This is a genomic window from Nonlabens sp. SY33080 (assembly GCF_011784885.1).
Taxonomy (GTDB): Bacteria; Bacteroidota; Bacteroidia; order Flavobacteriales; family Flavobacteriaceae; genus Nonlabens; species Nonlabens tegetincola.
This window is the reverse complement of sequence record NZ_CP050461.1, coordinates 1,240,510-1,265,360: the sequence shown is the minus strand read 5'-3', so window position 1 is coordinate 1,265,360 and position 24,851 is coordinate 1,240,510. Positions and strand designations below refer to the sequence as shown.

Below are 24,851 nucleotides of genomic sequence, written 5' to 3'. Positions count from 1 at the left end.
TAATCACATTTCCTTACCTTGCGATAGTTAATTTTCTCCTAATGAACTATCACAAACCCTATGTAATTGCAGAGATTGGATGTAATCATAAAGGTGATATGGAAATCGCCAAGGAACTTATAAAAGTTGCTGCAATTTTTTGTAAAGCCGATGCAGTTAAATTTCAAAAAAGAAATAACAAAGAATTATTAACTGAAGAGCAATATAACGCACCACATCCCAGTCCTATCAATAGTTATGGTGATACCTATGGAGCACATAGAGAATATCTAGAATTCAACGTGCAGCAGCACCAGGAATTGATGGATTACTGTGAGGAAATGGGAATTACTTACAGTACTAGTGTTTGGGATACAAGTAGCGCACAAGAAATAGCCTCGTTGAATCCTGAGTTTATAAAGATTCCAAGTGCTTGTAATAATCATTTTGAAATGCTAGAATGGTTGTGTGATCATTATAAGGGTGAAATACACTGTTCTACAGGAATGACAACACCCGATGAAATAGAACAACTAGTGCAATTCTTTGAGCGTAAAGGTCGTGCCCAAGATCTCGTACTATACAATTGTACTAGTGGATATCCAGTACCTTTTGAAGACATTTGTTTGTTGGATATTACTACACTTAGAGAAAAATATCAAAGCAGGATCAAACAAATTGGATTCTCTGGCCATCATTTAGGCATAGCTGCCGATGTTGCTGCCTATACATTAGGTGCTCCCATAGTAGAACGTCACTATACACTGGATCGCACCTGGAAAGGTACAGATCACAGTGCCTCATTAGAGCCTAATGGTTTGCGTAAATTAGCGAGAGATTTAAGAGCTGTACACAAGGCATTGACTCATAAATCACAAGATATATTGCCTATTGAACAAGTTCAACGTGATAAACTGAAATATAGAAAGTAAAATGTCAAAAAAGGTTTGGATCTTATTTCCTGACGGCGTTGGATTACGCAATTTTGCCTTCACAAATTTCAAAAATATTGGTGATAAATTAGGTTATGACATTACCTATTGGAACAATTCAGTTTTTGATCTTGAAAAGGAATTTGGATTTGCACAAATCAACATTCCTAGTACCAAAATTCACCCTAAAACTCCAGTAATTAATCACGCAAGGAAAAGGGTAGAGTTAGCGCTTTCGCGAAAGCGTGATAACGATGATGTGTATCCAACTTATAGATTTCCTTTAAAATGGAATAACCTTAAGAATTGTATCAAAAGTAGCTTTGTAAAGTTCCATGAAATTTTTTCATCTACTGATTCGGGTTGGGAAAACCTGATAAATAAAATGTATGAGGCTGAAAGGAGTACAGATCGCTATAAGGTATTAAAAGAACAGCTCAAGAAACACAAACCAGACTTAGTTTTTTGTACGACTCAACGTGCTACTCAAGGAATAGCACCGGTACTAGCAGCTCAAGATCTAGGAATACCTACAGCGTGCTGGGTTTACAGTTGGGATAACTTACCTAAAGGGATGTCTACTATTGAGACTGATTATTATTTTGTATGGTCAGAATTGATGAAGGAGCAGTTGCTACACTACTATCCAAAAATAAAAAGTAATCAAGTTTATGTGACTGGAACACCTCAATTTGAGCCACATTATAGTGAAGAACTCTATATTTCTCGCGAACAGTTTTTGAGCGAGCATAATTTAGATAAAAACAAGGAATACATTTGTTTTTCTGGTGATGATACTACCACTTCGCCACTGGATCATCTTTATTTAAGGGATACTGCTATCGCTGTTAAAAATCTCAACGCTCGTGGTTATAACTTGGGAATAATATTTAGACCAGTACCAGTAGATGATTCTAATAGATACGATGAGGTTTTGAAAGAACATGTTGATGTTATTACCACTATAAAACCTTTATGGAAACCAATGGGTAATTCTTGGAATCAAATGATGCCTACCAAGGATGATTTTGCACTATTGGTAAATACTTGCAGACACTGTGAATTGGTAGTTAATATTTGCAGCAGTATGGTCTTTGATTTTGTCATACATGATAAACCGACCATTTACCCCAACTATGAGCAACCAGAACTTAAAAAAAGTATACGCGATATCGGACAAAATTACAAATATGTGCATTTTAGAACGATGCCTGATACGGCTGTAGTTTGGGCTCATAAAATAGCAGATATTGAGACTGGAATTAAGCATTTACTTGAAAATGTGGTAAATCCCGTGCAGGATTGTAAAAAATGGTACGGCGTTATTAATCATCCTAAGCAACCAGAATTAGCAAGTGAGCGAATTTGGGATGGGATAGGACAAATATTAAATTAAATGCACATCGCCTACCTAACACCAGAATTTCCTCATAAACGTACTGGCCACGCTGGTGGAATGGGCACTAGTATCAAAAATCTAGCAGAACAAGTGGCTATAATAGGGTATAAAGTCAGTGTCTTTATTTATGGACAAAATCGTAGCGAAGTATTCACTGAAAAAGGAATAACCTTTCATAAAATAGAGAAAATCAACTATCCTATTGGAGGATTTTACTTTTATCGTAAACATATAGAAAGCTATATAAATTTAAACTGCGATACTGTCGATATAATAGAAGCTCCTGATTGGACTGGGATAACAGCTTTTATGAACTTGAAAAAACCTTTGGTGATAAGGTTTCATGGTAGTGATACTTATTTCTGTCACATCGAGAAACGTCCACAAAAGAAAAAAAACTTTTTTTTTGAAAAATGGGCTGTTAAAAAGGCACAAGCTTACATCGCTCCCACAACCTTTGCAGGAGAGAAATCAGTTCAATTATTTAAGGCTGATGTAAATAAGTTGAAAATTATACCTTATGGTTTACAACTAGAAAAATTTGTAAATAACAATCCCGATCAGTTTACTGCTTTTAATATACTTAACATAGGTACTATAATTCGTAAAAAGGGTTTATTTCAATTGGCTCAAATGTTCAATGAAATTCACAAATCCTACCCTAAATCAACTTTGACACTAATTGGTTCTGATAGTGCTGATGTTTCTACTGGTTCTAATTCTACTTGGGAATTGGTAAAACAAACCTTTAGTCCAACAGCATTACTCAACGTTACTTATATGGGAAAAGTCCCCTATAATCAAACCCAAGACCTTATTAAAAAAGCACATATTTGTGTCTTTCCTTCTCTTGCAGAAACCTTGGGTATGGTAACGATTGAAAGTATGGCACTTAAAAAAGCAGTGGTAAATACAAATATTGGCTGGGCACAGGATTTAATTGAGCATGGACATGACGGTTACATGCATCATCCAGATGATATAGAGAGCTATATTGAGTCTATAACTAAACTTTTTGAAAGTAAAGATACTTTACTTAATGTGGCCGTTAATGCTAGAAAAACGGTAGAAAGTAAATTTGACATCAGAAAAATAGCAAGTAAGAACCTTGCTTTTTACAAAAGCGTCATTGGTAAATTAAATTAATCAATGATTGTTTTTAATTACATAGAAAATACAATCACTGATATTGAGAGTGATATACTTATTACTCGATCATCCTCGGGTAAAATATTAGATTCTTTATTTGAATTGGCTAAAAAATTTCCAAATCGTTGGATAGCATGGAAAAACTCTACACCTGTTGATTGGGATGACTTTGATTCTCAAAAATCAGTGACTTATAAAATGTTGAGTTCTGGTAAAGCACCAGATTTTATCGATACTGGATTGGGGTATGTAGAAGATACTCCTTTTATTAATTATTCAGAGAATCATTGGTATCCTACATGGATTATGAGCGCAGAACAGGGAATGATTCACGCAACGGTACTAAATAAAATCAAGCACTTTAGAAGTTCGGCCGACTTTGAATATGATATTAATTTGTTGGCTAGAATATTTCAACATCAAGGAATACTTTGTTATTCCAATCTTAAGAAGAACCCAACTCGATCTAACTACTTTAAGGCCTACAAATTAGTGGGGCACACGATGAAAAAAGGATGGTTGCCGTTTTTGCTGTTGTGTCACCTTAAGTATGACAAGAGATTTCCTTTTTTCGCTTTCGCGAAAGCGATATTTCTTAAAAAGATAGTTCCTATTGTAGACTTTTTGGAATTACAAATTAATCAGGTTGAACCATTTATAAATACTCAGTATGATGTTATAATCCCAACGATGGGTAGGGCAAGTTATTTGTATGATGTAATTAATGATTTAGCTAACCAAACCTTATTGCCACAAACCGTTTACATAGTAGAGCAAAATCCTAATAAAGAGGCAAGTACAGAGCTGGATAGGATTTTAAATGGTTATTGGCCCTTTTCAATTGATCACAAGTTAATTCACAAAACAGGAGCTTGTAATGCTCGAAATATTGCTCTTGAAAAAACAAGGGCAAAATGGGTATTACTATTTGACGATGATGCTAGACTAAAACCCAATGTTTTGGAGAATATGGTTAGCCTAGCAGAAAATTTAAACGTAAAGTGTATCAATGCTGCTTATTTACAAAAAGGGGAACACGAACATCAAAAAACATGGAAACAATGGCCCTATTTTGGTTCTGGTTGTTCCTTAATTCATCGAGATATAGTTGATCGATGTAAATTTGACAAAGCTCTTGAACATGGGTACGGCGAAGATGTAGATTTTGGAATGCAAATTAGGAGAGCAGGATATGACGTGATTTATGCACCACAAATTCAAATTCTACACTTAAAAGCGCCTGTAGGTGGATTTAGAGAGAAACGTATTTTTCCCTGGTCAACTGATAACATTCAGCCCAAACCATCTCCTCATATCATGTATTTTAGAAAGAAAAACTATTCTGTAAATCAATTGAAAGGTTATAAATTGGTACAATGGTTTAAAAATTATGGGAAACTAGGGTCGTTTTTGCCTTGGGGACATAATAGACTCTTTAATAAAGCATGGGAATCAAGTAAAAAGTATGCAAATAGTTTATGATAAGCGTTTTTACCGATATTGAGATCCTGTCAACTAAAAATAGAGGCAAGGTTCATCCCTTACTTTTTGACTTACATTATCTTGAGCATACCCATCCAATAGTTCACAAGTATTACCAACTGGTAAACACCGTAGAAAAGGCAGATATAATTGTCTTTCCTATCGATTATTTAAGAATTAAAACGAAGGAAGAACAGCAGTCTTGGAAGTTTTTGAATCATTTAGCTATTTCAAACGGTAAGAAGCTTCACGTTTATACAGGTGGTGATTATGGTAAAACATTTAGCAAGGATTATATAGTAACTTGGCGTAATTCAGGATATCGAAATACTAATCAAAAAGACACCATAATCATACCTAGTTTTATAGCAGATCCCATTGGAATTCATATTAGACAATTAAAATGGATTACAAAGAAAGAAAAACCTGAAATTTCATTTACTGGATTTGCCACGCACAGTAGGAAGGAACGTTTTAGATACAACTTAAGCTATTTAAAAAACCTGATGACATCATTTAGATCTTTCAATCCTGATAGGCCTATATTCTTTAATGCTGCAAAACAAAGATTTCTCAAATTAAAGGCGTTAGAGAGAGATCAACAAATCGCGACTCGATTCATTTATAGAGAACGATATAGGGCAGGAGCGACCTCAGAACAGGAAAGGCAACAAACCTCTCAAGAGTTTTTTGATAACTTGAACAACTCACCTTATGCCTTTTGCATGAGAGGAGCAGGAAATTTTTCTGTAAGATTTTACGAAGCATTGGCTTTAGGAAGAATCCCTGTTTTGATTGAAACCAATAATGTGCTACCACTAGTAAACGAGATTAATTGGTCTAATCATGTATGCCTTATAAAAGAGGATGAGAGTATGATTAAAAAATTAGTTCAATTTCATAATTCATGCTCAGAAGAACGTTTTATAGAACTACAGCAAAATAATCGTAAACTGTTTGAAAATTATTTAGTCAGGCATAATTTCTTTTACCACGTAAAAAATCAAATTGACGTATGAAATTTGCTCTAATTGTTTGTACTTACATGCGACCACAGTCTTTGATGAGGTTGTTACACAGTGTACGATCTCAAACATTACTTCCGTCTCAAGTAATAATTGTAGATGGAAGTTTGAACGATGATTCCTTAAATGAACTAAAAACCTTTTCTCTTAATGGGTTAGAATATTTTAAGGTAGGAAATGAAGATCGCGGTTTGACCAAACAACGTAATTTTGGTATTGATCGAGTTTCTGAAGATATTGATGTTGTTGCATTTTTAGATGATGATGTTGTATTAGATAATCAATACTTCAAACAGTTAGCATCAACGTATCAAGAGTATCCTAATGCTCTTGGAGTAGGTGGCTACATAACTAATGAGGTAGCATGGCAACTTCAAAATGAAAACAGTAATGCAACAGATTTTTATAATTTTGATGGTTACGTAAGAAAAGAAAGTAGTAGGTATAAGCTACGTAAAAAGTTAGGTCTGGATCATCATACACAGCCAGGCACTTATCCACCATTTGGTCACGGTAGATCAATAGGGTTTTTACCACCATCCGGAAAAACCTATAAAGTAGATTTATTTATGGGTGGTGTAGCTAGTTACCCTAAACAAATTGTTGATGCTCATAAATTTTCAACTTTTTTTGAAGGCTATGGATTGTACGAAGATGCCGAGTATACCTTGCGGTTGAGCAATGAAGGTAGCTTGTATGTGAATACCCTAGCAACTTGTCAGCATTTTCATGCACCTGATGGTAGACCTAATCATTACAAATATGGTAAAATGGTGGTTCGTAATGGATGGTTTGTATGGCGTACCAAATATCCTAATCCAAGTTTTAAAAATAAATTGAAGTGGCATAGCATTACGCTTATTCTTATTTTAATTAGGATTCTCAATATATTTACCACGAGTAATCGTAAAGAGGCATTTACTGAATCATTAGGTAGAATAGTTTCTTGGGTAAATTTATTTTTTTCACGGCCTAAATAATGAAGTTTTTAAAAGACATAAATAGGTACACCAATTACAGTGGTAAACCAGCATTATTAATGTTGTTAACTCAACAAGGCTTATGGGCTTTATTTCATTACAGATTATTCAACAAAGTTTACCGATCAAATTTGCCTGGAGTAATTAAACTCCCAATTTTATTAATAGGTGCAATAAAACTGAAATTTATTGAAATAATAACTGGAATAACCTTGCCCTATAGCGCAACAATTGGTCAGGGTTTGTATATAGGGCACCATTCAGGAATCATTATAAATGCAAAAGCGGTGATTGGAGAAAATTGTAACATATCGCAAGGTGTTACTATTGGGGTTAGTGGCCGTTCGAACAAAAGAGGAGTTCCCATAATAGGTGATCAAGTTTATATAGGTGCAAATTCCACGGTAGCTGGTAAAATCAAAGTAGGTGATAACGCTGTTATTGGAGCCAATAGTTTAGTAATTAAAGATGTTGACCCTAGTTCGACAGTTCTTGGAGTGCCAGCTGTTAAGGTTAGTAATAACGATAGTTCTGGATACGTATGAAGTTAGTAGTAGTATCAGACGCGCCAATAATTAAACATAAAGATCAAAAACAAGCTTACGCACCCTACGTCAAGGAGATGAATTTATGGTTCAGTAAAGTAGATGAGGTACAAATCATCGCACCTACTCGATATAATAAACCTCTTCTTACACAGCCATTTGATCGTCAGGATATTCAAGTAACTAGCTTGCGTCGGTTGGAATTCCACAGGATAAGTATGGCTGTTGTAAGTCTTCTTACTATGCCATACCAGTTGGTGGTTTTGATTTTCGCTTTCGCGAAAACGGACCATATTCACTTGCGTTGTCCTGGTAATCTAGCACTACTGTCATGTCTTGTTCAAATACTTTTTCCTAGAAAAAAGAAAACAGTGAAATATGCCGGAAATTGGGATCCTAAAGCACGACAACCCATGGCTTATAGATGGCAGAAACGAATATTATCCAACACCTTATTAAGTAATAATATTACGGTTTTAGCATATGGGGACTATGTCAATCAATCAAAAAATATAAAGCCTTTTTTCACGGCATCTTATTATGAAAAAGATAAAGAACCGATTGTTAAAAGGGATTATACCGGTGAATTGAATGCTTTATTTGTTGGCACGCTCAGCGAAAACAAAAGGCCTTTAAAAGTTGTCCAAATAGTAAAAAACTTAAGAAATGAAGGTGTGCCAGTCACCTTGGATATTTATGGTAATGGACCACTTTTTGAATCTTTGAATGATTATATCAGAAAGAATAAACTGAATCCATTTATTCACTTACATGGAAATCAACCATTGTCATCGGTTACTCAGGCGTATAAAAAAGCACATTTTGCATTTTTATTATCGCGTAGTGAAGGATGGCCCAAAGCCGTTGCCGAACCTATGTTTTGGGGTTGTATTCCAATTGCAACAGCTGTAAGTTGCGTGCCTTGGATGTTAACAGGTGATGATAATCAAACAAGAGGAATTTTAATCAAAGAGTTATCCAATGCAAGTGAAATTATTAAAGAGTATTTAAATCGTACTAATAAACTTGATGAAATGTCTAACAATGCGGCAAACTGGTCTAGGCAATACACACTAGATAAATTTGATTATGAGATTGAAAAACTTCTTTAAAGTCCTTCGTTTTGAGCGATACGTACCTTTTTAAATAACTCAGAACTATATACAAAGTCGGTTACAGCCTTGTTATCAGTCCTAAATATTTCCTTATTCGTTCCTTCCCAAGCAATAAGCCCATCTTTTAAAAACACAATAGTTTCACCTATTTCCATTACGGAATTCATGTCGTGGGAAATAATCACTGTAGTGATATCACGTTCATGAGTGATTTCCTGTATTAAATTATCGATTATTGTTGCTGTTTTTGGATCCAAACCACTATTGGGTTCATCGCAAAACAAGTATCTAGGATAATTAACAACAGCTCTGGCAAGTGCAACACGTTTTTGCTGACCACCAGAAATTTCACTAGGCATTTTTTTATTAAGTCCAGGAAGATTTACACGCTCCAAAATTTCATTTGCTCTTTCTTGTCGCTCGTTCTTCTTCATCTTAGTAAACATGCGCAGCGGGAACATAACATTCTCTTCTACCGTCATGCTATCAAATAGAGCACTATGTTGAAATAGCATACCCATTTCTTTACGTAAATCGCTTTTACGTTCAATTTCCATCTCTCCTAAACGCTCGCCATCGTAAATAATCTCACCAGCATCAGGCTCAAATAACCCCAGCATATTTTTAAGGAAAACCGACTTTCCCGAACCACTGGCACCTATTATCATATTCGTCTTTCCCTTAAGGAAAGTAGCATCTATTCCTTTAAGAATTTCCTCACCATTGAAGCCTTTTTTTAAACCTTTAACTTCTATCATGTCAATAATAATTGAGTGAGTAAATAGTTTGCAATTATAATCGAGACGCAGGTCCACACAAAACTTGTCGTACTTGCTTTCCCAACTTCTAGTGCGCCTCCTTTCATGTAATAACCATGATAGCTAGGAATGGTTGCGAGCAAAAACCCAAAAACGATTGTTTTTATAAAAGCATAGGCAACATGCCACGGTATAAAAGTATCCTGTAAACCAACTACAAACTCTTCTAGACTAACTAGATTACCATAAACGCTGGCTAAAAACCCACCAAAAATTCCTATAAACATGATAATAGCAATTAAAAATGGATAGAATGCAAGCGCTACAATTTTAGGAAATATCAAATAGTTCAAAGGATTAATTCCCATCACCTCAAGGGCATCAATTTGCTCAGTAACTCGCATGGTTCCTATACTCGATGTAATGTAAGAGCCTACTTTACCAGCCATAATCACACTAATAAATGTAGGCGCAAATTCTAGAATTATTGATTGCCTAGTGGCAAATCCAATCAATGATTTAGGAATTAATGGATTGTCTAAATTGAGCGCTGTTTGTAATGCTACAACCGCACCCATAAATAAAGAAATAAAGGCGGTTATACCTATGGATCCTATTACTAGATCATCTATTTCCTTTAAAATCAATTCTTTAAGAACGATAGCTTTCGTAGGTCTTTTAAAAACACCTAAAAGCATCATCATGTATGTACCTATATGCCTTAAAAATCTCATGCGTTGGTAAAAGTAGCTAAAAAAATAACCTTGTGATTTAATGCCTTCTTAAACTTAATGGAAAATTCACTTTGTACCTTTGCGCAAAATGATAAAAATGAAACGACAATCAGTTCTTTTAGTATTGTTAACACTGGTTATAGGTTGTAGTACGCTTTCGCGAAAGCGTGATGCAAACCAAGTATCGTCAACATCATCTACAGGAATTCAACAACCTAAATTAGTAGTTGGAATCGTTGTAGATCAAATGAGGTACGATTATCTCACTAAATTTTATGATTACTATGGAGATGATGGTTTTAAGCGTCTTATGAATAATGGATTTAATGCCGTTAATCATCATTTTAATTATGTACCTACCTATACGGCTCCAGGTCATGCAAGTATTTATACGGGTACAACACCTGCAAATCATGGAATAATTGGAAACAATTGGTACGATAAGGTAGCAAAACAGTCCATCTACAACGTTTATGATAATAATCGTGTTTCTATTGGAACTAATGGAGAAGACGGTAAAATGTCACCTGAACGTTTGTTGACATCAACCGTTACCGACGAATTGAAACTACATACACAAGATCGTGCCAAGGTTATTGGAATAAGCATTAAGGACCGTGGAGCTATTTTACCTGCAGGTCATCTAGCCGATGCTGCATTCTGGTTTAAAGGAAAAGATGAGGCTAGATTTATTACCAGTAACTTTTACAAAGAAGAGTTACCACAATGGGTAGCAGACTATAATGATAGTGGTAAGGCAAAATCATACTTAACTGAATGGAACACGCTTTATCCAATAGAAACTTATAAAGCTAGCGGTACCGATCTTAATAATTATGAAAAACCACCTAGAGGTAAAGAAAAAGCTGTGTTTCCTTATGATTTAAAAGAACTAGCAGCAGAAAACGGAAATTACGATTTACTCAAAGCAACACCTTTTGGAAATACTGTGGTTGCAGATCTTGCTATTGCAGCTCTTGAAGGTGAACAACTAGGAAAGGATGATGTAACAGATTTTCTTGCAGTAAGTTTTTCTAGTACAGATTATATAGGCCATCAATATGGTGTTAACTCTGTCGAGGTAATGGATACTTATTTGCGACTAGACCTGGAAATAGCAAGATTTTTGAAAGAACTAGATGATAAAGTAGGTGTAGGAAATTATACTTTATTTCTTACTGCCGATCACGGTGCAGTACACGTACCAGCTTACTTACATGATGAAGGCTTACAAGCAGGTTATTTTGATTCTAGAACATTAAGGGAAAAACTTAAGGATCATGTAAAAAAAGAGTTTGGTAATGATGCCATCATTGAAAATGTATCCAACGAACAAGTCTTTTTAAATTATAAAGTTTTAAATGATATAAATATTGATAATAAGTACATCCAACGTTACATTGCCGATTATCTTTTGGGATTAGATAACGTACAAAAAGTGTTTACTAGGTATGAAATGACACAAGGTAGTTTTACAGAAGGTACAGCAGCTCTCATACAAAAAGGATTTCATCAAAAACGTAGTGGTGATGTCATGTACGTACTAGATAATGCGGTAATATCTTATTCAAAAACAGGTTCTACTCATGGAAGTGCTCATGCTTACGATACACATGTGCCTTGCATTTTTTATGGAGCAGGAATAAATGCCGGTCGTACAGCAAGGCCTATTTTTATTACAGATATAGCACCTACGGTTTCAACACTGTTAGGTATAGCTTTTCCTAATGGCTGTACAGGAACTCCAATTAACGAAGCTTTATTTGAAAAATAACGAGTTAATACGAGAACTCTAATATATTTGTCATTCAAAACAAACAAAATGAAAAACATACTTTTAATTTTAGCGTTGATCGCAGGAACTACTGTCTGTGCACAAGCATATCGCGGTAAAGGAGATCAAAAAATTCAAGTAGGTGCTAGTTTTCAGGAAAATGCTACTGGAATAGGTGTAACCTATGATTATGGAGTAGGAGAGAACTTTTCTTTAGGTCTAGCTGCAAATTATGCACTTGGTCTAGACGATGCGGTAGATGCAGATTTTGATGAGAGATCTACTCTTGCATTACGATTTAATGCCAATATTGGAAATGTAATAAATCTTGATGAGAACTTTGATTTTTATCCAGGTCTTCATTTCTCTACAAAGAATTTTGGCGGTCACGTAGGTGCACGTTATTTCTTTACAAATGGATTTGGTCTTTACACTGAAGCTGGATTTCCTCTTGCTAAATATAAAACAGAAGATCTTACTCCAGCCGAAGAATTATACAATCAGTTTGTATTTAATATAGGAATGAGTTTTAATTTTTAAATCTCAATTTCTTTCTGATTCCACGCCATCTATACCGGCGTATAAAACGACCTTGATCTTCTGTTACTAATGGATCAAGGTTGTTTTTTTTACTTGATAGGTATCCTGAGAGGTATGAAAAAAACAAAGAGAACTTCTTTTTGTTTAAACTCATTTTTAAAGCCGTAATCATCGTTAACCACCAACCGTAACGCATTTTGTAAAATGCTTCACCTTGAAGTTGCCAAGATCCTTTTCTATAAGCTGCACCAGTAGGTTTAAGATGTTTCACATGTAAGTTTGGCACCGTGATAACCTTAAAGCCATAATATCGCGCTAGCATTTCGTCAATAGTATCCCATCCAATCGATGGTCGTAAACCATTTATTTGCTTGAAACAAGAAACTCGATAAGCTTTTAATGCTCCACGTATATGGTCTGGATTATTTTGATTTTCAATTATCCAATGTCCTTTTTGATGGATAACGCAATGACCACCTACCATACCAATTTGTTCATTTGATTTAAATGTTGAAACCAGAGTTTTCAAGTAGTTTGCAGGGAAAATAAGATCTGCATCAAACTTACAAACAACATCAAATTCATCTAAATTTAATCTCGATAAACCTTTTTCAAAGGCACGTATAACCTTACTTCCAGGTATATTTTGATCGCTTGATTTGTTAGTTAAGATTTCTAAGGGTAAGTCGGCAGAAAATTCATGAGCAATATTGCTGGTATCATCGGTGCTATTATCATCAACTAGAATAATTTTTGAAGCCTTATGAGATTGATTCTTTAAGCTTATTAGGGTTGATTTGATATAGTCTGCCTCGTTATGGGCTGGTATGATGATTGCTATTTTCACAAGTTTCAAAAATAATGGAAACCTACTTATCCTAATGAAGTTGTTGCTACTAAAATTGCTATTTTTGATAGATACAGATTATTATGCAGCTTACTACACCAGTTACAATAAAACCATCATCAACACCTATAAATAATGACTCACAATTGATATTTATAGGAAGTTGTTTTGCTCAAAATATTGGTGAAAAATGTATTTACTTTGGTTTCCCTACCTTGATAAATCCCATGGGTATATTGTTTAATCCAGTGAGTATAGCTAGAATTTTTGAACGAGTACGAGATGAAAGATGGTATCAATCAACCGATGTTGAAACACCTTTTTGTTACGAGGTTCATTCTCAAATGAATCACGAGGATGAAACACAATTACTTGAAAATTTAAATCATCAATTAAAACAACTTAAAAAACAGCTTAGTAACACCTCCCATTTATTTGTGACACTGGGAACCGCATGGGTTTACAAGCATAAAGAATCAAAAAAAATAGTTGCAAATTGTCATAAACAACCACAGTATATATTTGAGAAACTGCTTTTATCCATGCAAGAGATTAATCAGGCACTTGACACGATAGAGCAAGTAGCTAAAACTCACAATCCAAATGTGAAAATTATATATACTGTTTCACCAGTACGGCATACACGAGATGGAATGGTGGAAAATACCCGTAGTAAATCCCGATTACATGAAGGTGTTTTGGAGCACGTATCAAACGACGTTTCCTATTTCCCAGCTTATGAGATTGTCCTTGATGAGTTAAGAGACTATCGATTTTTCAAGTCGGATATGATTCACTTAAATGAAGTTGGAATAGAGTATGTGTGGTCTCGCTTTCGCGAAAGCGTAATAGATACAAAACTCGATCAACAAATGTCTATTGTTGAGAAATTTAGAAGGTTGGAAGCTCACAAACCTCAAAATAAATTGAAACACGAGGAAATGGTAAAAGAAATGAAGGATAAAGTGATATCCTTATATCCAAAGGTACAATTGAAATGAGAAAATATGTATTAGGTGTTTTATTGGGAGCGATCCTAGTTGGGTGTTTTTATTATTGGAACCAAAGAAACTCTGAAAGGGAACAATTGATCGCGCAAACCTCTTTAATTCAAGAGCAAATTAATCATGTGAGTAAACTGGTGGTTACCGAAATTAATTATGCCAAGGTTTTTAATTATGAGGATACTAAAGAGTATGGATTGGACCTTTTTTACAGTAAGAAAAAGGCCTTGCTTATTTCAAATGCAGAAGTTCAAATTGCTTATGATTTAAGTGACCTAAAGGTTGAAATTAACGAAAGCCTAAAAGAAATAAGAATTACATCAATCCCTGAACCTGAAATTAAGGTAGATCCAAATTTAACCTATTATGATATTGAGGAAGGAATCTTAAATAAATTTACTGCTAGGGATTTGAATAAAATTCAACGTAGTGTCAAAGCAGATATTAAACGCCAGGTTCAAAATTCTGATGCTATGAAAAATGCTCAAAACAGATTGTTGAGTGAACTCACACAAATCTATGTTTTGAGCAATTCGCTAGGTTGGACTTTAATATATAATGAGAATCCAGTTGATTCACTAGATGCTCTAGAGTTAGTTATACCTTAATTAGGCATTATTTTGTGAGCGACTACAAGCTCTTTATCAAATTGTGCCTCGAGTAATTGATAGTATTTATTGAAAATATCCTTCTTAATGGCACATGTCTGACTATTAACTTCAATCCTCCTTTTAAATTCCTTGTCATCTATTTTATTGGATATGTAATCTTCCGTGATTTTAGGACGTTCTCGCTTACAAGCTGCATATTCATTATAGGCTTGAACGTACCTCTGATAATCTGCACTTTGGGTAACCTCATTAAGAACAGTTTGATCACTTTGCTTACTGCTATCCTGGTTACATGAAAGAATTAAAAATGATCCTAGAATAAAAATTAATTTTCTCATTTGATTTGTTTTTTAATTGCTCGTAAAAATAGGAATCAACTTGATTAATTTCAATTTCTTTTAAGGGGTAAGATAGTAGTAGCAGAATTTTATCTAATGAAAAAACTCTCAGGTAGCTCTGAGAGTTTTTAAAGGCATCGGGTTTAATTTCAATCCAAATGAAAACCAAAATATATATCCTCAAACCTAGTCCCGACGTCGTTTCTTTTTAAATTCAGATATCATTTTACGTCTAAATTCTACTTCACTTTTTTTGAGTAGTAAAAATCTTTTTGCTCCGATAACAGCAATTATTTCCTTACTTCGATTCTCAAAACTTTTTAAATTTATTTCTTTTTCAAGAGCAATTACCTTATTTACGTAGGATTGTGCTTGTTGATCACTCATTGCTTGCATGTTGTCATCAATTTCATTGATTAGAGCTCGTTTTTTCTTTTCAAGAGCTCGACGCTCCTGTTTAATTTCATTGTAGATGGGCCAAAACTTTGCAGCCTCATCAGTGGTGAGTTCTAATTTATCGGTAACATAGGCAATGAATAAAGTTTCAATGCGATTTTCCCTTTCTTCTCTGTTTGATCTATCACCTCGTTGTGCAATAGCGGTTGTACTTATTAAAAGCACAGCCAGAATTATAATATTTTTCATTCTATAAATAGTTCTTGTAGTTCTACATCGTTTAAGTATTCATGCAGGTCATCATCTTGCACATTTACTTCAACTTGTTCTATAAAATCATCGGTAAGTATCTCTGCCCATTGATAGTCGGATGATAATATGTCATCTGGAGCAAGATAATCAGCAAGCTCAGTCCCGGTTAAACCATCGGTAGTTACTAATTCATCACTAGGTTCATTGGTAGTTGGGAATAGGTATAATAATACTGCAATAGTAGCAGCTACAGCCAGTAAAGGAGTAAGTAATGAAATTACCTTACTTCTTTTAGATTCATCATTAATAGAAAGCGGTTGATTCATTAATTTTTTATCCAGTTGCTCCCAATAATCTTCAGGAGCCTGAAAACCACCGTGCATGGATTGTTTCCTATCTGTATCTTCGGCAATCTTATGGAGTTTAAACTCTAGATTGTCATAGTATCCATCAGGGATATTAAAACCGTTATGTTGATTTTTCTTTATCATTCTATTTCTTAGACTTTAATCCAACTCAATAGTTTGATGAGTCTTTATAAACTGTTCTACCTTTTTTGCTGCGAGATGGTAGCTGCTTTTCACAGCACCTTCTGACAGTTCTAGTATGTGAGCGATCTCACTAAATTTTATTGAGTCGTAGTACCTCATATTAAAAATTTCACGTTGTCTATCTGGTAGACTTGCTAGGGCTTTTTGTAAAGCTATCAATACTTCGTCTTCAGTAAAATATACATCGGCTGTTAGGTTTTGAGTGAGCTTTTGAACCAATTCTTCACTAGTAATTTGCATGGAACGAGCTTTCTTATTAAGCAAGGTCATACTTTCATTATAAGCAATACGATACATCCAAGTGCTCAATTTACTGTCTCCTTTAAAATTCTTAATACCTTTAAATATTTTGATAAAAACATTTTGTACAACATCATCAGCATCTTCATGAGTTATTACAAGTTTACGTACCTGCCAGTATATTCTTTTACTGTAGCACTGCACAAGTTGCTTGTATCCTAACTGCATGCGCTGCGGATTGTTAATGTTCTCTAAAATTTCCTGATCAGAAATTGCCCTCATACTTACTCTTTGACTATAGAAAGTTTCAAAGGTTTAACGATTAAAAATTATTTATTACCGCATTTAAATTAGTATAATTTTTAAAATTGGATTTCAAAAACGTTGTCCTTTCAGAATATGCTTAAATATTTCAGTATAATATGATATCCATAATTATTAATCATTATTTTAGTAATCTTAAAATACCAACCACAGTTATATGGAATCACAACACAATGAGCAGTACGATTCTCAATTTGAATCATTAATTCAGGTCAACGACTCAACTAGAGCCACTTTTTACAGAAAAACTTACATGCATGTTGCCCTTGCAGTATTGCTTTTTATTATAGTTGAAGCTGTTTTTATCAGAATAACTCCGCTTGTTGAATTTATGATGAGCATGCTTAATGGCTGGCGATGGTTACTGGTTCTAGGAGTATTTATGCTGGCAACAAACTATGCTGAAAAAATTGCGCATACTAGTCATGATAAAACACAGCAATATTTGGCTTTACTACTATTTGTCGTTGCCGAGGCTGTTATTTTTGTTCCTCTAATCACAGTTGCAATTTACGTGGGTGAATTACAACAATCAAATTTACTCAATCAAGCTGCAGTAGTAACTTTAGGATTATTTACTGGATTGAGTGCGGTTGTTTTATTTACAAAAAAAGATTTTTCCTTCTTACGTAGTATTCTAGTAGTAGGTTTTTTTGTAGCTATAGGAATCATTATAGCCTCGATGATTTTTGGATTTGATTTAGGCTTGATATTTTCTGGTGCTATGGTTATTCTAGCAGCAGGATCGATATTGTATCAAACATCAAATTTAGTTCACAAATATCATACGGATCAGTACATTGGCGCAGCACTTGGATTGTTTGCTAGCCTTATGTTGTTATTCTGGTATATCATTAATATTTTCCTTTCTCGCGATTAATTTAAAGGTATTCATATTAATTGAGAAAAGCTCAGAGTGGCTTGCGCCGTATGTTCTAGGAGCCTTAGGATTATTGATTGTACTGTTTTTTGCACAATTAATATTGATAAAATTACAGCGCAAGAAAGACTTCATCTGGTACAGGCAAATGTTTGTGTATAAGAAGTTACCGCTTTCGCGAAAGCGTATTCTAGAAAACTATCCGTTCTATAAACGACTGTCCAGTAAGTATCAAAAGCAATTTGAGCATCGAGTAGCTCATTTTATAAGTCAAAAGAATTTTAAAAATCGATACGGTGAGAGCGTCACCGATGAACAATTTGTCCTTCCTGCATGTGTAGCTTGTGAGCTCACTTTTGGTAGAAGACAGTACACATATGGAATGCTGGATACCCTATTGTTTTTTCCAGAGCCATTTACTAGTCCAACTAATAACGCATTGCATAAAGGAGAGTACAACCCAAGTGCTCGAGTACTTGCGATGAGTTGGCCTGATTTTCTACAAGGAATGGCCGATTCAAATGACAACTTGCATTTAGGATTACATGAGTTTTGCCATGTGCTGCATTTTGAAAGTGAACATAGTACCAATGTTGATGCACAAAGATTTCATAAACAGCATCAACTTATCTTGCGTAGATTGATGGATCCAGAAGTCAAAAAACGATTGGATAACACAGCTTTTTTTAGAGAATACGCTTTTACCAATCAGTATGAGTTCATGGCGGTATTAACTGAATATTTTATTGAGTCACCTAAACAGTTCAAAAGTAATTTTCCTATCCTTTTCAAATGCTATCAAACAGCCTTATTATACAAGGATGAATGGCTAGATTGGACTGTCGAATAGACTACCTTTTTTCACAATAAACTAGGTAATACCTAGGTGTAAACCTTCTTAAAAAAGGTCTAATTCCAAATTTCTTTACGGGATTTGTGAATTTAATACTATCGATAACTTCCCATCCCGCTTTTTCTAAAACATAATTCAGTTGCCAAGACTCAAACTCGTGATAATGTTGATCTCGTACATCATTCTTATTACGATAGGCGCTTGCAAACCATAATTTCATAGGAACACTTATAAAGAGCTTTTTGGTTTTGATCGCTTTTAAGGCGTTGTAAGGAGCTACTAGATGCTCAAATATTTCAAATGCAGTAACAGCATCGCCTGTAAAACCAGAAATAGCAGTAAGTTCATCATCTAGATCCTCACCACTTGTATTCACGACCTTATAGCCAGCATCGCTCATTATTTTACTAAATGGGTTTTCAACTCCTAAATCAAGAATGCTGCTGTTTTTTTCTAGATGTTTTTCTAAAAACTCAAGGGTTATTTGAAATCTTTTTTTAGGGAAGCTATTCTCGTACACGTTGGGTTAATTTCTACCTGCAAGTATAATGATTTTAACTCGTTAATGTGTGTTAAGCTCGAGCCTTTGTATAGCTATACAGGCACGACTTTTGTACTTTCACGGTCTATGAAATACCTTGCTTTTATAATGTCGTTTGTAAGCTTTTGGGTTTATTCTCAAAACACACCATCACAGACCTATGCCGATTTTTTGTCTGCAACTGCGCGACTTCAATTCCAGAACGATTCTGAAAATGTAACAGGAGAAATATCGTTTGATATTCTAATAACATCTACAACTGATTCTTTATTTGTGGATGCCAAGAGTTTGAAAGAGCACGAGGTATTTCTCAATGGCAATCTTGTCAAGTCAGATTATAATGGTGAGCGTATCTTGTTGCGTTCTCGCTTTCGCGAAAGCGATACTATCAACCTACGCATAAATTTCACCAGTGAGCCTAAAAAAGCCATGTATTTTATTGATGCCACAGGAGATGGGTCTTGGAGTCAAATTTGGACTCAAGGACAAGGTAAATATACCAGTAACTGGTTACCTAGTATTGATGATATGAATGATAAAATGTTATGGAATTTACAAATTACAGCTCCTAATCATTTAACTTCTTTATCAAATGGTGTTCTTACTCAAAAAAAGGAATTAGGTAATGCAATACAATGGAATTATAGCATGGATCAACCCATGAGTAGTTATTTAGTTGCCATTGTGATTGGTGAATATGATAGCTATAAGCTATTTAGTGAAACTGGAGTTCCAATTGAGTTATATTATTACAAAGGAGAAAAAAATAAAGCACTTGCTACCTATAAAAAAACAAAAGATATTTTCGATTTTTTAGAAAGAGAAATTGGTTACCCGTATCCATGGCAAGTTTATAGACAGGTCCCAGTGAAGGATTTTCTGTATTCTGGAATGGAGAATACTGGTTTAACAGTTTACAGTGATAGCTTTTTTAACGATGAAATAGGATCAAACGACAGAAGTTATGTTACGGTAAATGCTCATGAAATGGCGCATCAGTGGTTTGGAAACTTAGTTACTGAAACAGAATCACAGCATCACTGGTTACATGAAGGTTTTGCCACTTATTACTCCATGCTAGCCGAGCAATATTTATATGGAGACAATCATTTCCTAAATCTACTGTATACCAAAGCAGAAAATCTTGTAGAGCAATCACGCACGGGTAAATCTACCGAGCTGCTTAATCCGGGATCTAGCTCATTAACTTTTTATGATCACGGTGCTTGGGCTTTACACGCATTAAAGGTTAAAGTAGGCGATAAAGCTTTTAAAACTATTATACGACATTATTTAACCACAAATGCCTATGACAATGTAACTACTTTTGATTTTCTTGAAAAAGTTACCGAAATAACTGGGCTAGATTTACTAGATTTCAGAGAGAGGTGGTTGTTAAATAAATCTTTCCCTGCAAAAGAAGCACTGCAAATATTAAGATCATATCCAGAAATGGAAGAGTTTTTTCAACTAAAAGCTAGAAGTATTTCAAATTTTAATGAGAGTTTTACAAGTTTCAAGGAAGTTGCAAATGAAAGGGACAACATTCCTGCTCTAATTGAGATGATTCAACAGTTAACTCTTCATGATGATATTAGGAAATATGACTTGATCAAAAAAGTTTCTAATTATGACCTTCTTGAAGTGAATAGAGCAATTGTTCTGAGTACCCAGCAAATAAACGATTACAACCGTAGTGTAATTCAAACTTTAGTTGACGAACCAAGTTATGTAGCTAGGGAAAGTGCCATGTTTTTATTATGGCAGGATACAAAGAATAAGAAAGAACTCCTTTTAGATTTAAAAAGTCGCTGGGATGCATTAAGTCCAGAATTAAATATGTCTTGGTTAGTTCTAGCATTAAGTACACCAGAATTTACTAATGCAGAAAAACAACTTTATTTAAGTTTATTACGTGATTACACAGATTCTAAACACAGTATGATTACAAGACAAGCTGCGTTTGATTACTTAATTCAATTGGATATTATGTCTGAGGAGAATTATCGTGATTTAATCGCGGCCTGTTTTCATCATGTTTGGCGATTTTATAAGACTTCGCGAGAACATTTAAGAACTGGATTTAAGACAGAAGCAGGACGTGAGATTATTAAAAATTTAATGACTGAAATGTCTGATACTGATCAATTAAAAGTAGAACGAGTTTTGAGTCAGTAATAAAATAATTAAAGTAAGAAATCAAAAAACCCGTTTTCTATATAGAAAACGGGTTTTTCATGTTGCGGAGAAAGAGGGATTCGAACCCCCGGAGGTGTGACCCTCGCTGGTTTTCAAGACCAGTGCATTCGACCACTCTGCCATTTCTCCAGATTTGTCGAAAAGCTAACTGCTTTTGCGGGTGCAAATATAACTTCTTTTTTTAATTAGAAAAGCGCAAATGCAATAAAAATTTTATTTATCATGAGAGAGATGTGATTTTCCTGTAATCGGAATTGCAGAACCGTCAATTTTTGGTGGATTTTCTACGTTAATTTCCATCCATGCTTTAATATTAGCTGCCCATTCTCGTCTTTTAAAATGAGAGTTTCCTTCATAAATCCTTGCGTCTGCTATAACGCCATTGATATTTAACCCCATGTTTTTTCCTATGTATAGCGCTCTTGGTAGATGAAATTCTTGGGTAAAGACTAAAGCCGTGTCAACTTGAAAAATATTTTTTGCTCTAAACATAGAATCATATGTATCTAATCCTGCATGATCTAGAAATATAACTGAATCTGGAACACCTTTTTTATTCAAGTACTTTTTCATAGCATTTACTTCATCATACCCTTTTTGGGCATGATCACCACTCAACAGGAATCTCTCAATTTTTTTTTCTTGATAGGCCATTAGTGCAGCATCTACACGATCTTGTAATATTGCGCTCAAATTACCATTTGCTTTTACACTAGCACCTAATACAATCCCAGTATATGCATGAGGAGCTTCAAGAACTGATGTGTGAGTTATAGGTTGAGCAAGTCTTTTAATATGAAATTGAAGCCCTATTGCAAAGACAATTACACCAATAACTAAAAATACCAGTATGTTTAATAAACGTTTCATTATAAAATACTTACTGGTTTTTTATCGTCATCAACTGCTACAAATGTAAAAACACCTGTTACCACCTTTTCTCGATTGTAACTGTACATATCTTCCATAAAAATATCGGTTTCTACTACGCAGCTTGTTGTCCCTACTTTAATCACTTTACTTACTAATTCAATGATACTTCCTTGTGGAATTGGTTTTTTAAAATCAATTTGATCAGTGCTTATTGTGACTACTTTTTTTCTTGAGAATCGTGTGGCGCATATAAAACTAGATTCGTCCATAAGCTGTAGTGCAGTTCCACCAAAAAGAGTGTCATAATGATTTGTTGTATTTGGAAATACAGCTTTGAAAATTTGAGTAACAGATTTTTGTATACGTTCTTCTGTTTGAGTCATAGACTTAAATTATAGGACTTCGGCGATTTTAAACTTATAGGGATTGTACCTTTGAATCCGTATTTATTTACAATCACTGTTTGTATTTATGATGCTTTCGCGAAAGCGAGATTACACAAAATACTTTTAATAGAACGTTAATTGAGCATGGAAATTATTGACAATTTAAAATGGCGCTATGCCGTTAAACAATTTGATAGTACTAAAAAGGTAGATAATGATAAGTTAATGACTCTCGTTGAAGCTTTTAATTTAACTGCAACTAGTTATGGACTTCAACCGGTTAAATTAATGGTGGTTAAAGACCAAGCCTTAAAATCGATGATGGTAGAGAAAAGTTACGGTCAAAAACAAGTGGAACAGGCTAGTCACGTTCTGGTGTTTTGTACTCGTAAGATAGGTAGAGATGAGATCGTTACTTATTTTAATACAGTGAAGGATGTGAGAGGAACTGCTGATGATATTTTGAATCCTTTCAAGGAATTTCTCCTTGATTCTTTTTCAAAAAAGAAGGAAGACGAAATTGAACTTTGGGCTCAAAAACAAGCTTATATAGCATTAGGTAATTTACTCACAGTATGTGCGCAACTTAAAATTGATGCTTGTCCTATGGAAGGCTTTTTACCAAAGGAAATTGATCAATTGCTAGGTCTTGAATCTCTTGGGTTGAAAAGTGTTTTAATGCTTCCTATAGGCTACAGATCAAGTGAGGATTATATGGCATCTTTAAAGAAAGTACGACTGCCATTGAAGGAAATGGTTATGTTTAAGTAGGTTTGGCAAGATAATTGACTTTTGGTCGTTATTGTTTACATTTGAACTGATAACTGAATTATGATGAAGTATTTTGTTTTGTTGCTATTCCTAGTCGCAACTTTTGGCCTTATTGCTCAAGATGAGAATAATACGCAATACGAAGTTGAAATTGAAAACCAAATTACGGTAGATTCTTTAGATTGGTACACAGATTTTGATAAGGCATTAAAACATGCGGGAAAATCAAGGAAACCTATGTTGGTTTATTTCAGCGGTAGTGACTGGTGCACGCCTTGTAAAAATCTAGAACAAAAATTTTTTAATACACCTCGTTTTATTAATGAGAGTCAGAATTATATTTTGGTTTATCTAGATATACCTTTTAGAGATGATATTGTAAGTCCACAAGAGAAAAAAGCTAACAAAAAATTATTTGAAAAGTATAACAATAGTCGATACCCTACGCTTCTTGCGCTAGATCACAAGGGTAAAGAGAAAAACAGAATTGAAAACTTTTCAGGTGGCGATGCAAGATACCACTGGAACTTCATGGCGGAAAATGAAAAGATTTTTAGATTTTAATAATCTTCTTATTGAACGGTATATTCCGTGAAAAACACTTCAGATATTCTGAAATAACCAAAAGGAAAATTTTCTTCATTTACACTATTAACAATATTTCCTCTTACTGTTGCTGGTTGAGTATCAAATGGTCCACCCGATTCAGTTTGTTGAAGTAGTGTTTCATAAAAGCGATAACAATCAGAGTCAATACCTTTAATCCCTAGTGTGATAACAGTGCCCACTGGCAGATCCTCCATAAAGAAAATGGATGGTGCTCTATTACCATCGGTAAATTCATCATCACCCACATCTAGCTCATCATTGTATTGATCTTGATACGTGAATAGATAATTATCTCCTAATCCTACCGGATCATCATAAAGAACTGTAATGCGTGTAATTTCTGGATCTAAATTATCCAGTACAAGTTGCTCGACCGTTGCGATAGGTACTGTGCGTTCCAAAGTTTGTGATGCTGTATAAATATCACTACCATCTTCAACGATTAATGTGTAAACCTCGTTATCTATTAGGTTGATAGTATTAGATTCATAAACTCCACCACCTATGTGTCTGAAGTTGTGTGTTGTTCCATTACTTTCATTAATGACTACACTGGCATTTGTAACTATAGGGTTATTTTCTTCATAAAAGCCAGCAGTTCTAGAAAGTGATACTGTGCTAGTGGTACTTCCATCTTCATTGAGTTCTAGAGCTGCATCTATAACTAATCTAGGCGTTGCGGTGTCTAAATCGACTTCTACTACGTCTTCACAGGAAACAATGCCTAAGAACAAAAACATGATTATATAAAGATACTTCATGGT

The 24,851-nt window shown here is 34.5% G+C and carries 28 protein-coding genes and 1 tRNA gene; 17 read left to right on the top strand and 12 right to left on the bottom strand.

Features of this window, described 5'->3' with window-relative positions; genetic code table 11:
• Positions 1-41 precede the first annotated feature (41 nt).
• The 8 genes from HCN53_RS05850 to HCN53_RS05815 are packed head-to-tail and all read left to right on the top strand — an operon-like array spanning position 42 to position 8,603.
• Positions 42-911, top strand: a complete 870-nt coding sequence (locus HCN53_RS05850) for an N-acetylneuraminate synthase family protein (protein WP_167342330.1) — start codon at positions 42-44, stop codon at positions 909-911.
• Position 912: 1 nt separating this feature from the next.
• Positions 913-2,307, top strand: a complete 1,395-nt coding sequence (locus tag HCN53_RS05845; protein WP_167342329.1) for a UDP-glycosyltransferase — start codon at positions 913-915, stop codon at positions 2,305-2,307.
• A complete protein-coding gene (locus tag HCN53_RS05840) occupies positions 2,308-3,456 on the top strand; it encodes a glycosyltransferase family 4 protein (RefSeq protein WP_167342328.1) in 1,149 nt (382 codons plus the stop codon).
• A 3-nt stretch (positions 3,457-3,459) separates the two neighbouring features.
• Positions 3,460-4,941, top strand: coding sequence for a glycosyltransferase family 2 protein (locus HCN53_RS05835; RefSeq protein ID WP_167342327.1), 1,482 nt, complete (start codon positions 3,460-3,462; stop codon positions 4,939-4,941).
• A complete protein-coding gene (locus HCN53_RS05830; protein WP_167342326.1) occupies positions 4,938-5,960 on the top strand; it encodes an exostosin family protein in 1,023 nt (340 codons plus the stop codon). Before HCN53_RS05835 ends, HCN53_RS05830 begins: the two co-directional genes overlap by 4 nt.
• Complete coding sequence (locus HCN53_RS05825; protein WP_167342325.1) at positions 5,957-6,946, top strand: glycosyltransferase family 2 protein; 990 nt, start codon at positions 5,957-5,959, stop codon at positions 6,944-6,946. The genes HCN53_RS05830 and HCN53_RS05825 overlap by 4 nt, the downstream gene beginning before the upstream one ends.
• The gene (locus tag HCN53_RS05820; protein ID WP_167342324.1) at positions 6,946-7,491 is read left to right on the top strand and encodes a serine O-acetyltransferase; all 546 of its coding nucleotides are present in this window, start codon (positions 6,946-6,948) and stop codon (positions 7,489-7,491) included. Before HCN53_RS05825 ends, HCN53_RS05820 begins: the two co-directional genes overlap by 1 nt.
• Positions 7,488-8,603, top strand: coding sequence for a glycosyltransferase (locus tag HCN53_RS05815; protein ID WP_167342323.1), 1,116 nt, complete (start codon positions 7,488-7,490; stop codon positions 8,601-8,603). Before HCN53_RS05820 ends, HCN53_RS05815 begins: the two co-directional genes overlap by 4 nt.
• On the opposite strand, the gene HCN53_RS05810 is transcribed toward HCN53_RS05815, so the two are convergent.
• Together HCN53_RS05810 and HCN53_RS05805 are read right to left on the bottom strand one after the other, a co-directional pair.
• Positions 8,600-9,364, bottom strand: a complete 765-nt coding sequence (locus HCN53_RS05810) for an ABC transporter ATP-binding protein (RefSeq protein WP_167342322.1) — start codon at positions 9,362-9,364, stop codon at positions 8,600-8,602. The two genes, HCN53_RS05815 and HCN53_RS05810, sit on opposite strands and share 4 nt — an antisense overlap.
• Complete coding sequence (locus HCN53_RS05805) at positions 9,361-10,098, bottom strand: MlaE family ABC transporter permease (RefSeq protein WP_042277797.1); 738 nt, start codon at positions 10,096-10,098, stop codon at positions 9,361-9,363. The genes HCN53_RS05810 and HCN53_RS05805 overlap by 4 nt, the downstream gene beginning before the upstream one ends.
• Before the next feature lie 97 nt (positions 10,099-10,195).
• Between HCN53_RS05805 and pafA the strand changes: the two genes are divergently transcribed.
• Complete coding sequence (gene pafA, locus HCN53_RS05800) at positions 10,196-11,872, top strand: alkaline phosphatase PafA (protein ID WP_167342321.1); 1,677 nt, start codon at positions 10,196-10,198, stop codon at positions 11,870-11,872.
• Positions 11,873-11,920: 48 nt separating this feature from the next.
• Complete coding sequence (locus HCN53_RS05795; RefSeq protein WP_167342320.1) at positions 11,921-12,412, top strand: porin family protein; 492 nt, start codon at positions 11,921-11,923, stop codon at positions 12,410-12,412.
• On the opposite strand, the gene HCN53_RS05790 is transcribed toward HCN53_RS05795, so the two are convergent.
• Entirely contained in the window at positions 12,402-13,259 is an 858-nt protein-coding gene (locus tag HCN53_RS05790) for a glycosyltransferase (RefSeq protein WP_167342319.1), read from the bottom strand. The genes HCN53_RS05795 and HCN53_RS05790 overlap by 11 nt on opposite strands.
• Positions 13,260-13,342: 83 nt before the next feature.
• Here HCN53_RS05790 and HCN53_RS05785 point away from each other — a divergent pair, with 83 nt between their 5' ends.
• Both HCN53_RS05785 and HCN53_RS05780 read left to right on the top strand, forming a co-directional pair.
• A complete protein-coding gene (locus HCN53_RS05785) occupies positions 13,343-14,260 on the top strand; it encodes a GSCFA domain-containing protein (RefSeq protein WP_167342318.1) in 918 nt (305 codons plus the stop codon).
• Positions 14,257-14,871 carry a DUF4230 domain-containing protein gene (locus HCN53_RS05780; protein ID WP_167342317.1) on the top strand — a complete coding sequence of 205 codons (615 nt, stop codon included), beginning with the start codon at positions 14,257-14,259 and terminating at the stop codon, positions 14,869-14,871. The genes HCN53_RS05785 and HCN53_RS05780 overlap by 4 nt, the downstream gene beginning before the upstream one ends.
• Here the strand turns inward: HCN53_RS05780 and HCN53_RS05775 are convergent.
• From HCN53_RS05775 to HCN53_RS05760, 4 genes are all read right to left on the bottom strand, one after another.
• On the bottom strand, positions 14,868-15,212 hold the full coding sequence (locus HCN53_RS05775) for a hypothetical protein (protein ID WP_042277804.1): 345 nt from the start codon (positions 15,210-15,212) through the stop codon (positions 14,868-14,870). The genes HCN53_RS05780 and HCN53_RS05775 overlap by 4 nt on opposite strands.
• 186 nt (positions 15,213-15,398) lie before the next feature.
• Positions 15,399-15,857 (bottom strand): hypothetical protein, encoded by a 459-nt coding sequence (locus HCN53_RS05770; protein WP_042277805.1) that lies wholly within the window; start codon positions 15,855-15,857, stop codon positions 15,399-15,401.
• Complete coding sequence (locus HCN53_RS05765) at positions 15,854-16,351, bottom strand: hypothetical protein (protein WP_167342316.1); 498 nt, start codon at positions 16,349-16,351, stop codon at positions 15,854-15,856. The genes HCN53_RS05770 and HCN53_RS05765 overlap by 4 nt, the downstream gene beginning before the upstream one ends.
• A gap of 15 nt (positions 16,352-16,366) precedes the next feature.
• A complete protein-coding gene (locus HCN53_RS05760) occupies positions 16,367-16,933 on the bottom strand; it encodes an RNA polymerase sigma factor (RefSeq protein WP_105019410.1) in 567 nt (188 codons plus the stop codon).
• 199 nt (positions 16,934-17,132) lie between these two features.
• Between HCN53_RS05760 and HCN53_RS05755 the strand changes: the two genes are divergently transcribed.
• Both HCN53_RS05755 and HCN53_RS05750 read left to right on the top strand, forming a co-directional pair.
• Entirely contained in the window at positions 17,133-17,855 is a 723-nt protein-coding gene (locus HCN53_RS05755) for a Bax inhibitor-1 family protein (RefSeq protein ID WP_042277810.1), read from the top strand.
• 103 nt (positions 17,856-17,958) lie between these two features.
• Positions 17,959-18,705, top strand: coding sequence for a zinc-dependent peptidase (locus HCN53_RS05750; RefSeq protein ID WP_167342315.1), 747 nt, complete (start codon positions 17,959-17,961; stop codon positions 18,703-18,705).
• Position 18,706: 1 nt separating this feature from the next.
• Here the strand turns inward: HCN53_RS05750 and HCN53_RS05745 are convergent, their stop codons facing one another.
• On the bottom strand, positions 18,707-19,228 hold the full coding sequence (locus HCN53_RS05745; protein WP_167342314.1) for a class I SAM-dependent methyltransferase: 522 nt from the start codon (positions 19,226-19,228) through the stop codon (positions 18,707-18,709).
• Positions 19,229-19,336: 108 nt separating this feature from the next.
• Between HCN53_RS05745 and HCN53_RS05740 the strand changes: the two genes are divergently transcribed.
• Positions 19,337-21,427 carry a M1 family metallopeptidase gene (locus tag HCN53_RS05740; protein ID WP_167342313.1) on the top strand — a complete coding sequence of 697 codons (2,091 nt, stop codon included), beginning with the start codon at positions 19,337-19,339 and terminating at the stop codon, positions 21,425-21,427.
• Positions 21,428-21,492: 65 nt separating this feature from the next.
• Here the strand turns inward: HCN53_RS05740 and HCN53_RS05735 are convergent.
• The 3 genes from HCN53_RS05735 to HCN53_RS05725 form a co-directional block, all read right to left on the bottom strand.
• Positions 21,493-21,577: transfer RNA gene (locus HCN53_RS05735), tRNA-Ser, on the bottom strand.
• 84 nt (positions 21,578-21,661) lie between these two features.
• Positions 21,662-22,318: a vancomycin high temperature exclusion protein gene (locus HCN53_RS05730; RefSeq protein WP_167342312.1), complete on the bottom strand. Its 657-nt coding sequence runs from the start codon at positions 22,316-22,318 to the stop codon at positions 21,662-21,664.
• The gene (locus tag HCN53_RS05725; protein ID WP_105019405.1) at positions 22,318-22,704 is read right to left on the bottom strand and encodes an acyl-CoA thioesterase; all 387 of its coding nucleotides are present in this window, start codon (positions 22,702-22,704) and stop codon (positions 22,318-22,320) included. The genes HCN53_RS05730 and HCN53_RS05725 overlap by 1 nt, the downstream gene beginning before the upstream one ends.
• Positions 22,705-22,851: 147 nt before the next feature.
• Here HCN53_RS05725 and HCN53_RS05720 point away from each other — a divergent pair, with 147 nt between their 5' ends.
• Both HCN53_RS05720 and HCN53_RS05715 read left to right on the top strand, forming a co-directional pair.
• Complete coding sequence (locus tag HCN53_RS05720) at positions 22,852-23,478, top strand: NAD(P)H-dependent oxidoreductase (RefSeq protein ID WP_060524347.1); 627 nt, start codon at positions 22,852-22,854, stop codon at positions 23,476-23,478.
• 63 nt (positions 23,479-23,541) lie between these two features.
• Complete coding sequence (locus HCN53_RS05715; RefSeq protein ID WP_167342311.1) at positions 23,542-24,042, top strand: thioredoxin family protein; 501 nt, start codon at positions 23,542-23,544, stop codon at positions 24,040-24,042.
• An 8-nt stretch (positions 24,043-24,050) separates the two neighbouring features.
• On the opposite strand, the gene HCN53_RS05710 is transcribed toward HCN53_RS05715, so the two are convergent.
• The gene (locus HCN53_RS05710; RefSeq protein WP_105019403.1) at positions 24,051-24,848 is read right to left on the bottom strand and encodes a DUF4249 family protein; all 798 of its coding nucleotides are present in this window, start codon (positions 24,846-24,848) and stop codon (positions 24,051-24,053) included.
• Positions 24,849-24,851 lie beyond the last annotated feature (3 nt).

What these genes read in the sequence shown, in the direction of transcription:
- HCN53_RS05850 (WP_167342330.1), top strand. Translation starts at nt 42, where the DNA reads ATGAACTATCACAAACCCTATGTAATTGCAGAGATTGGATGTAATCAT.
- HCN53_RS05845 (WP_167342329.1), top strand. Translation starts at nt 913, where the DNA reads ATGTCAAAAAAGGTTTGGATCTTATTTCCTGACGGCGTTGGATTACGC.
- HCN53_RS05840 (WP_167342328.1), top strand. Translation starts at nt 2,308, where the DNA reads ATGCACATCGCCTACCTAACACCAGAATTTCCTCATAAACGTACTGGC.
- HCN53_RS05835 (WP_167342327.1), top strand. Translation starts at nt 3,460, where the DNA reads ATGATTGTTTTTAATTACATAGAAAATACAATCACTGATATTGAGAGT.
- HCN53_RS05830 (WP_167342326.1), top strand. Translation starts at nt 4,938, where the DNA reads ATGATAAGCGTTTTTACCGATATTGAGATCCTGTCAACTAAAAATAGA.
- HCN53_RS05825 (WP_167342325.1), top strand. Translation starts at nt 5,957, where the DNA reads ATGAAATTTGCTCTAATTGTTTGTACTTACATGCGACCACAGTCTTTG.
- HCN53_RS05820 (WP_167342324.1), top strand. Translation starts at nt 6,946, where the DNA reads ATGAAGTTTTTAAAAGACATAAATAGGTACACCAATTACAGTGGTAAA.
- HCN53_RS05815 (WP_167342323.1), top strand. Translation starts at nt 7,488, where the DNA reads ATGAAGTTAGTAGTAGTATCAGACGCGCCAATAATTAAACATAAAGAT.
- HCN53_RS05810 (WP_167342322.1), bottom strand. Translation starts at nt 9,364, where the DNA reads ATGATAGAAGTTAAAGGTTTAAAAAAAGGCTTCAATGGTGAGGAAATT.
- HCN53_RS05805 (WP_042277797.1), bottom strand. Translation starts at nt 10,098, where the DNA reads ATGAGATTTTTAAGGCATATAGGTACATACATGATGATGCTTTTAGGT.
- pafA (WP_167342321.1), top strand. Translation starts at nt 10,196, where the DNA reads ATGAAACGACAATCAGTTCTTTTAGTATTGTTAACACTGGTTATAGGT.
- HCN53_RS05795 (WP_167342320.1), top strand. Translation starts at nt 11,921, where the DNA reads ATGAAAAACATACTTTTAATTTTAGCGTTGATCGCAGGAACTACTGTC.
- HCN53_RS05785 (WP_167342318.1), top strand. Translation starts at nt 13,343, where the DNA reads ATGCAGCTTACTACACCAGTTACAATAAAACCATCATCAACACCTATA.
- HCN53_RS05780 (WP_167342317.1), top strand. Translation starts at nt 14,257, where the DNA reads ATGAGAAAATATGTATTAGGTGTTTTATTGGGAGCGATCCTAGTTGGG.
- HCN53_RS05775 (WP_042277804.1), bottom strand. Translation starts at nt 15,212, where the DNA reads ATGAGAAAATTAATTTTTATTCTAGGATCATTTTTAATTCTTTCATGT.
- HCN53_RS05770 (WP_042277805.1), bottom strand. Translation starts at nt 15,857, where the DNA reads ATGAAAAATATTATAATTCTGGCTGTGCTTTTAATAAGTACAACCGCT.
- HCN53_RS05765 (WP_167342316.1), bottom strand. Translation starts at nt 16,351, where the DNA reads ATGATAAAGAAAAATCAACATAACGGTTTTAATATCCCTGATGGATAC.
- HCN53_RS05760 (WP_105019410.1), bottom strand. Translation starts at nt 16,933, where the DNA reads ATGAGGGCAATTTCTGATCAGGAAATTTTAGAGAACATTAACAATCCG.
- HCN53_RS05755 (WP_042277810.1), top strand. Translation starts at nt 17,133, where the DNA reads ATGGAATCACAACACAATGAGCAGTACGATTCTCAATTTGAATCATTA.
- HCN53_RS05740 (WP_167342313.1), top strand. Translation starts at nt 19,337, where the DNA reads ATGAAATACCTTGCTTTTATAATGTCGTTTGTAAGCTTTTGGGTTTAT.
- HCN53_RS05730 (WP_167342312.1), bottom strand. Translation starts at nt 22,318, where the DNA reads ATGAAACGTTTATTAAACATACTGGTATTTTTAGTTATTGGTGTAATT.
- HCN53_RS05725 (WP_105019405.1), bottom strand. Translation starts at nt 22,704, where the DNA reads ATGACTCAAACAGAAGAACGTATACAAAAATCTGTTACTCAAATTTTC.
- HCN53_RS05720 (WP_060524347.1), top strand. Translation starts at nt 22,852, where the DNA reads ATGGAAATTATTGACAATTTAAAATGGCGCTATGCCGTTAAACAATTT.
- HCN53_RS05715 (WP_167342311.1), top strand. Translation starts at nt 23,542, where the DNA reads ATGAAGTATTTTGTTTTGTTGCTATTCCTAGTCGCAACTTTTGGCCTT.
- HCN53_RS05710 (WP_105019403.1), bottom strand. Translation starts at nt 24,848, where the DNA reads ATGAAGTATCTTTATATAATCATGTTTTTGTTCTTAGGCATTGTTTCC.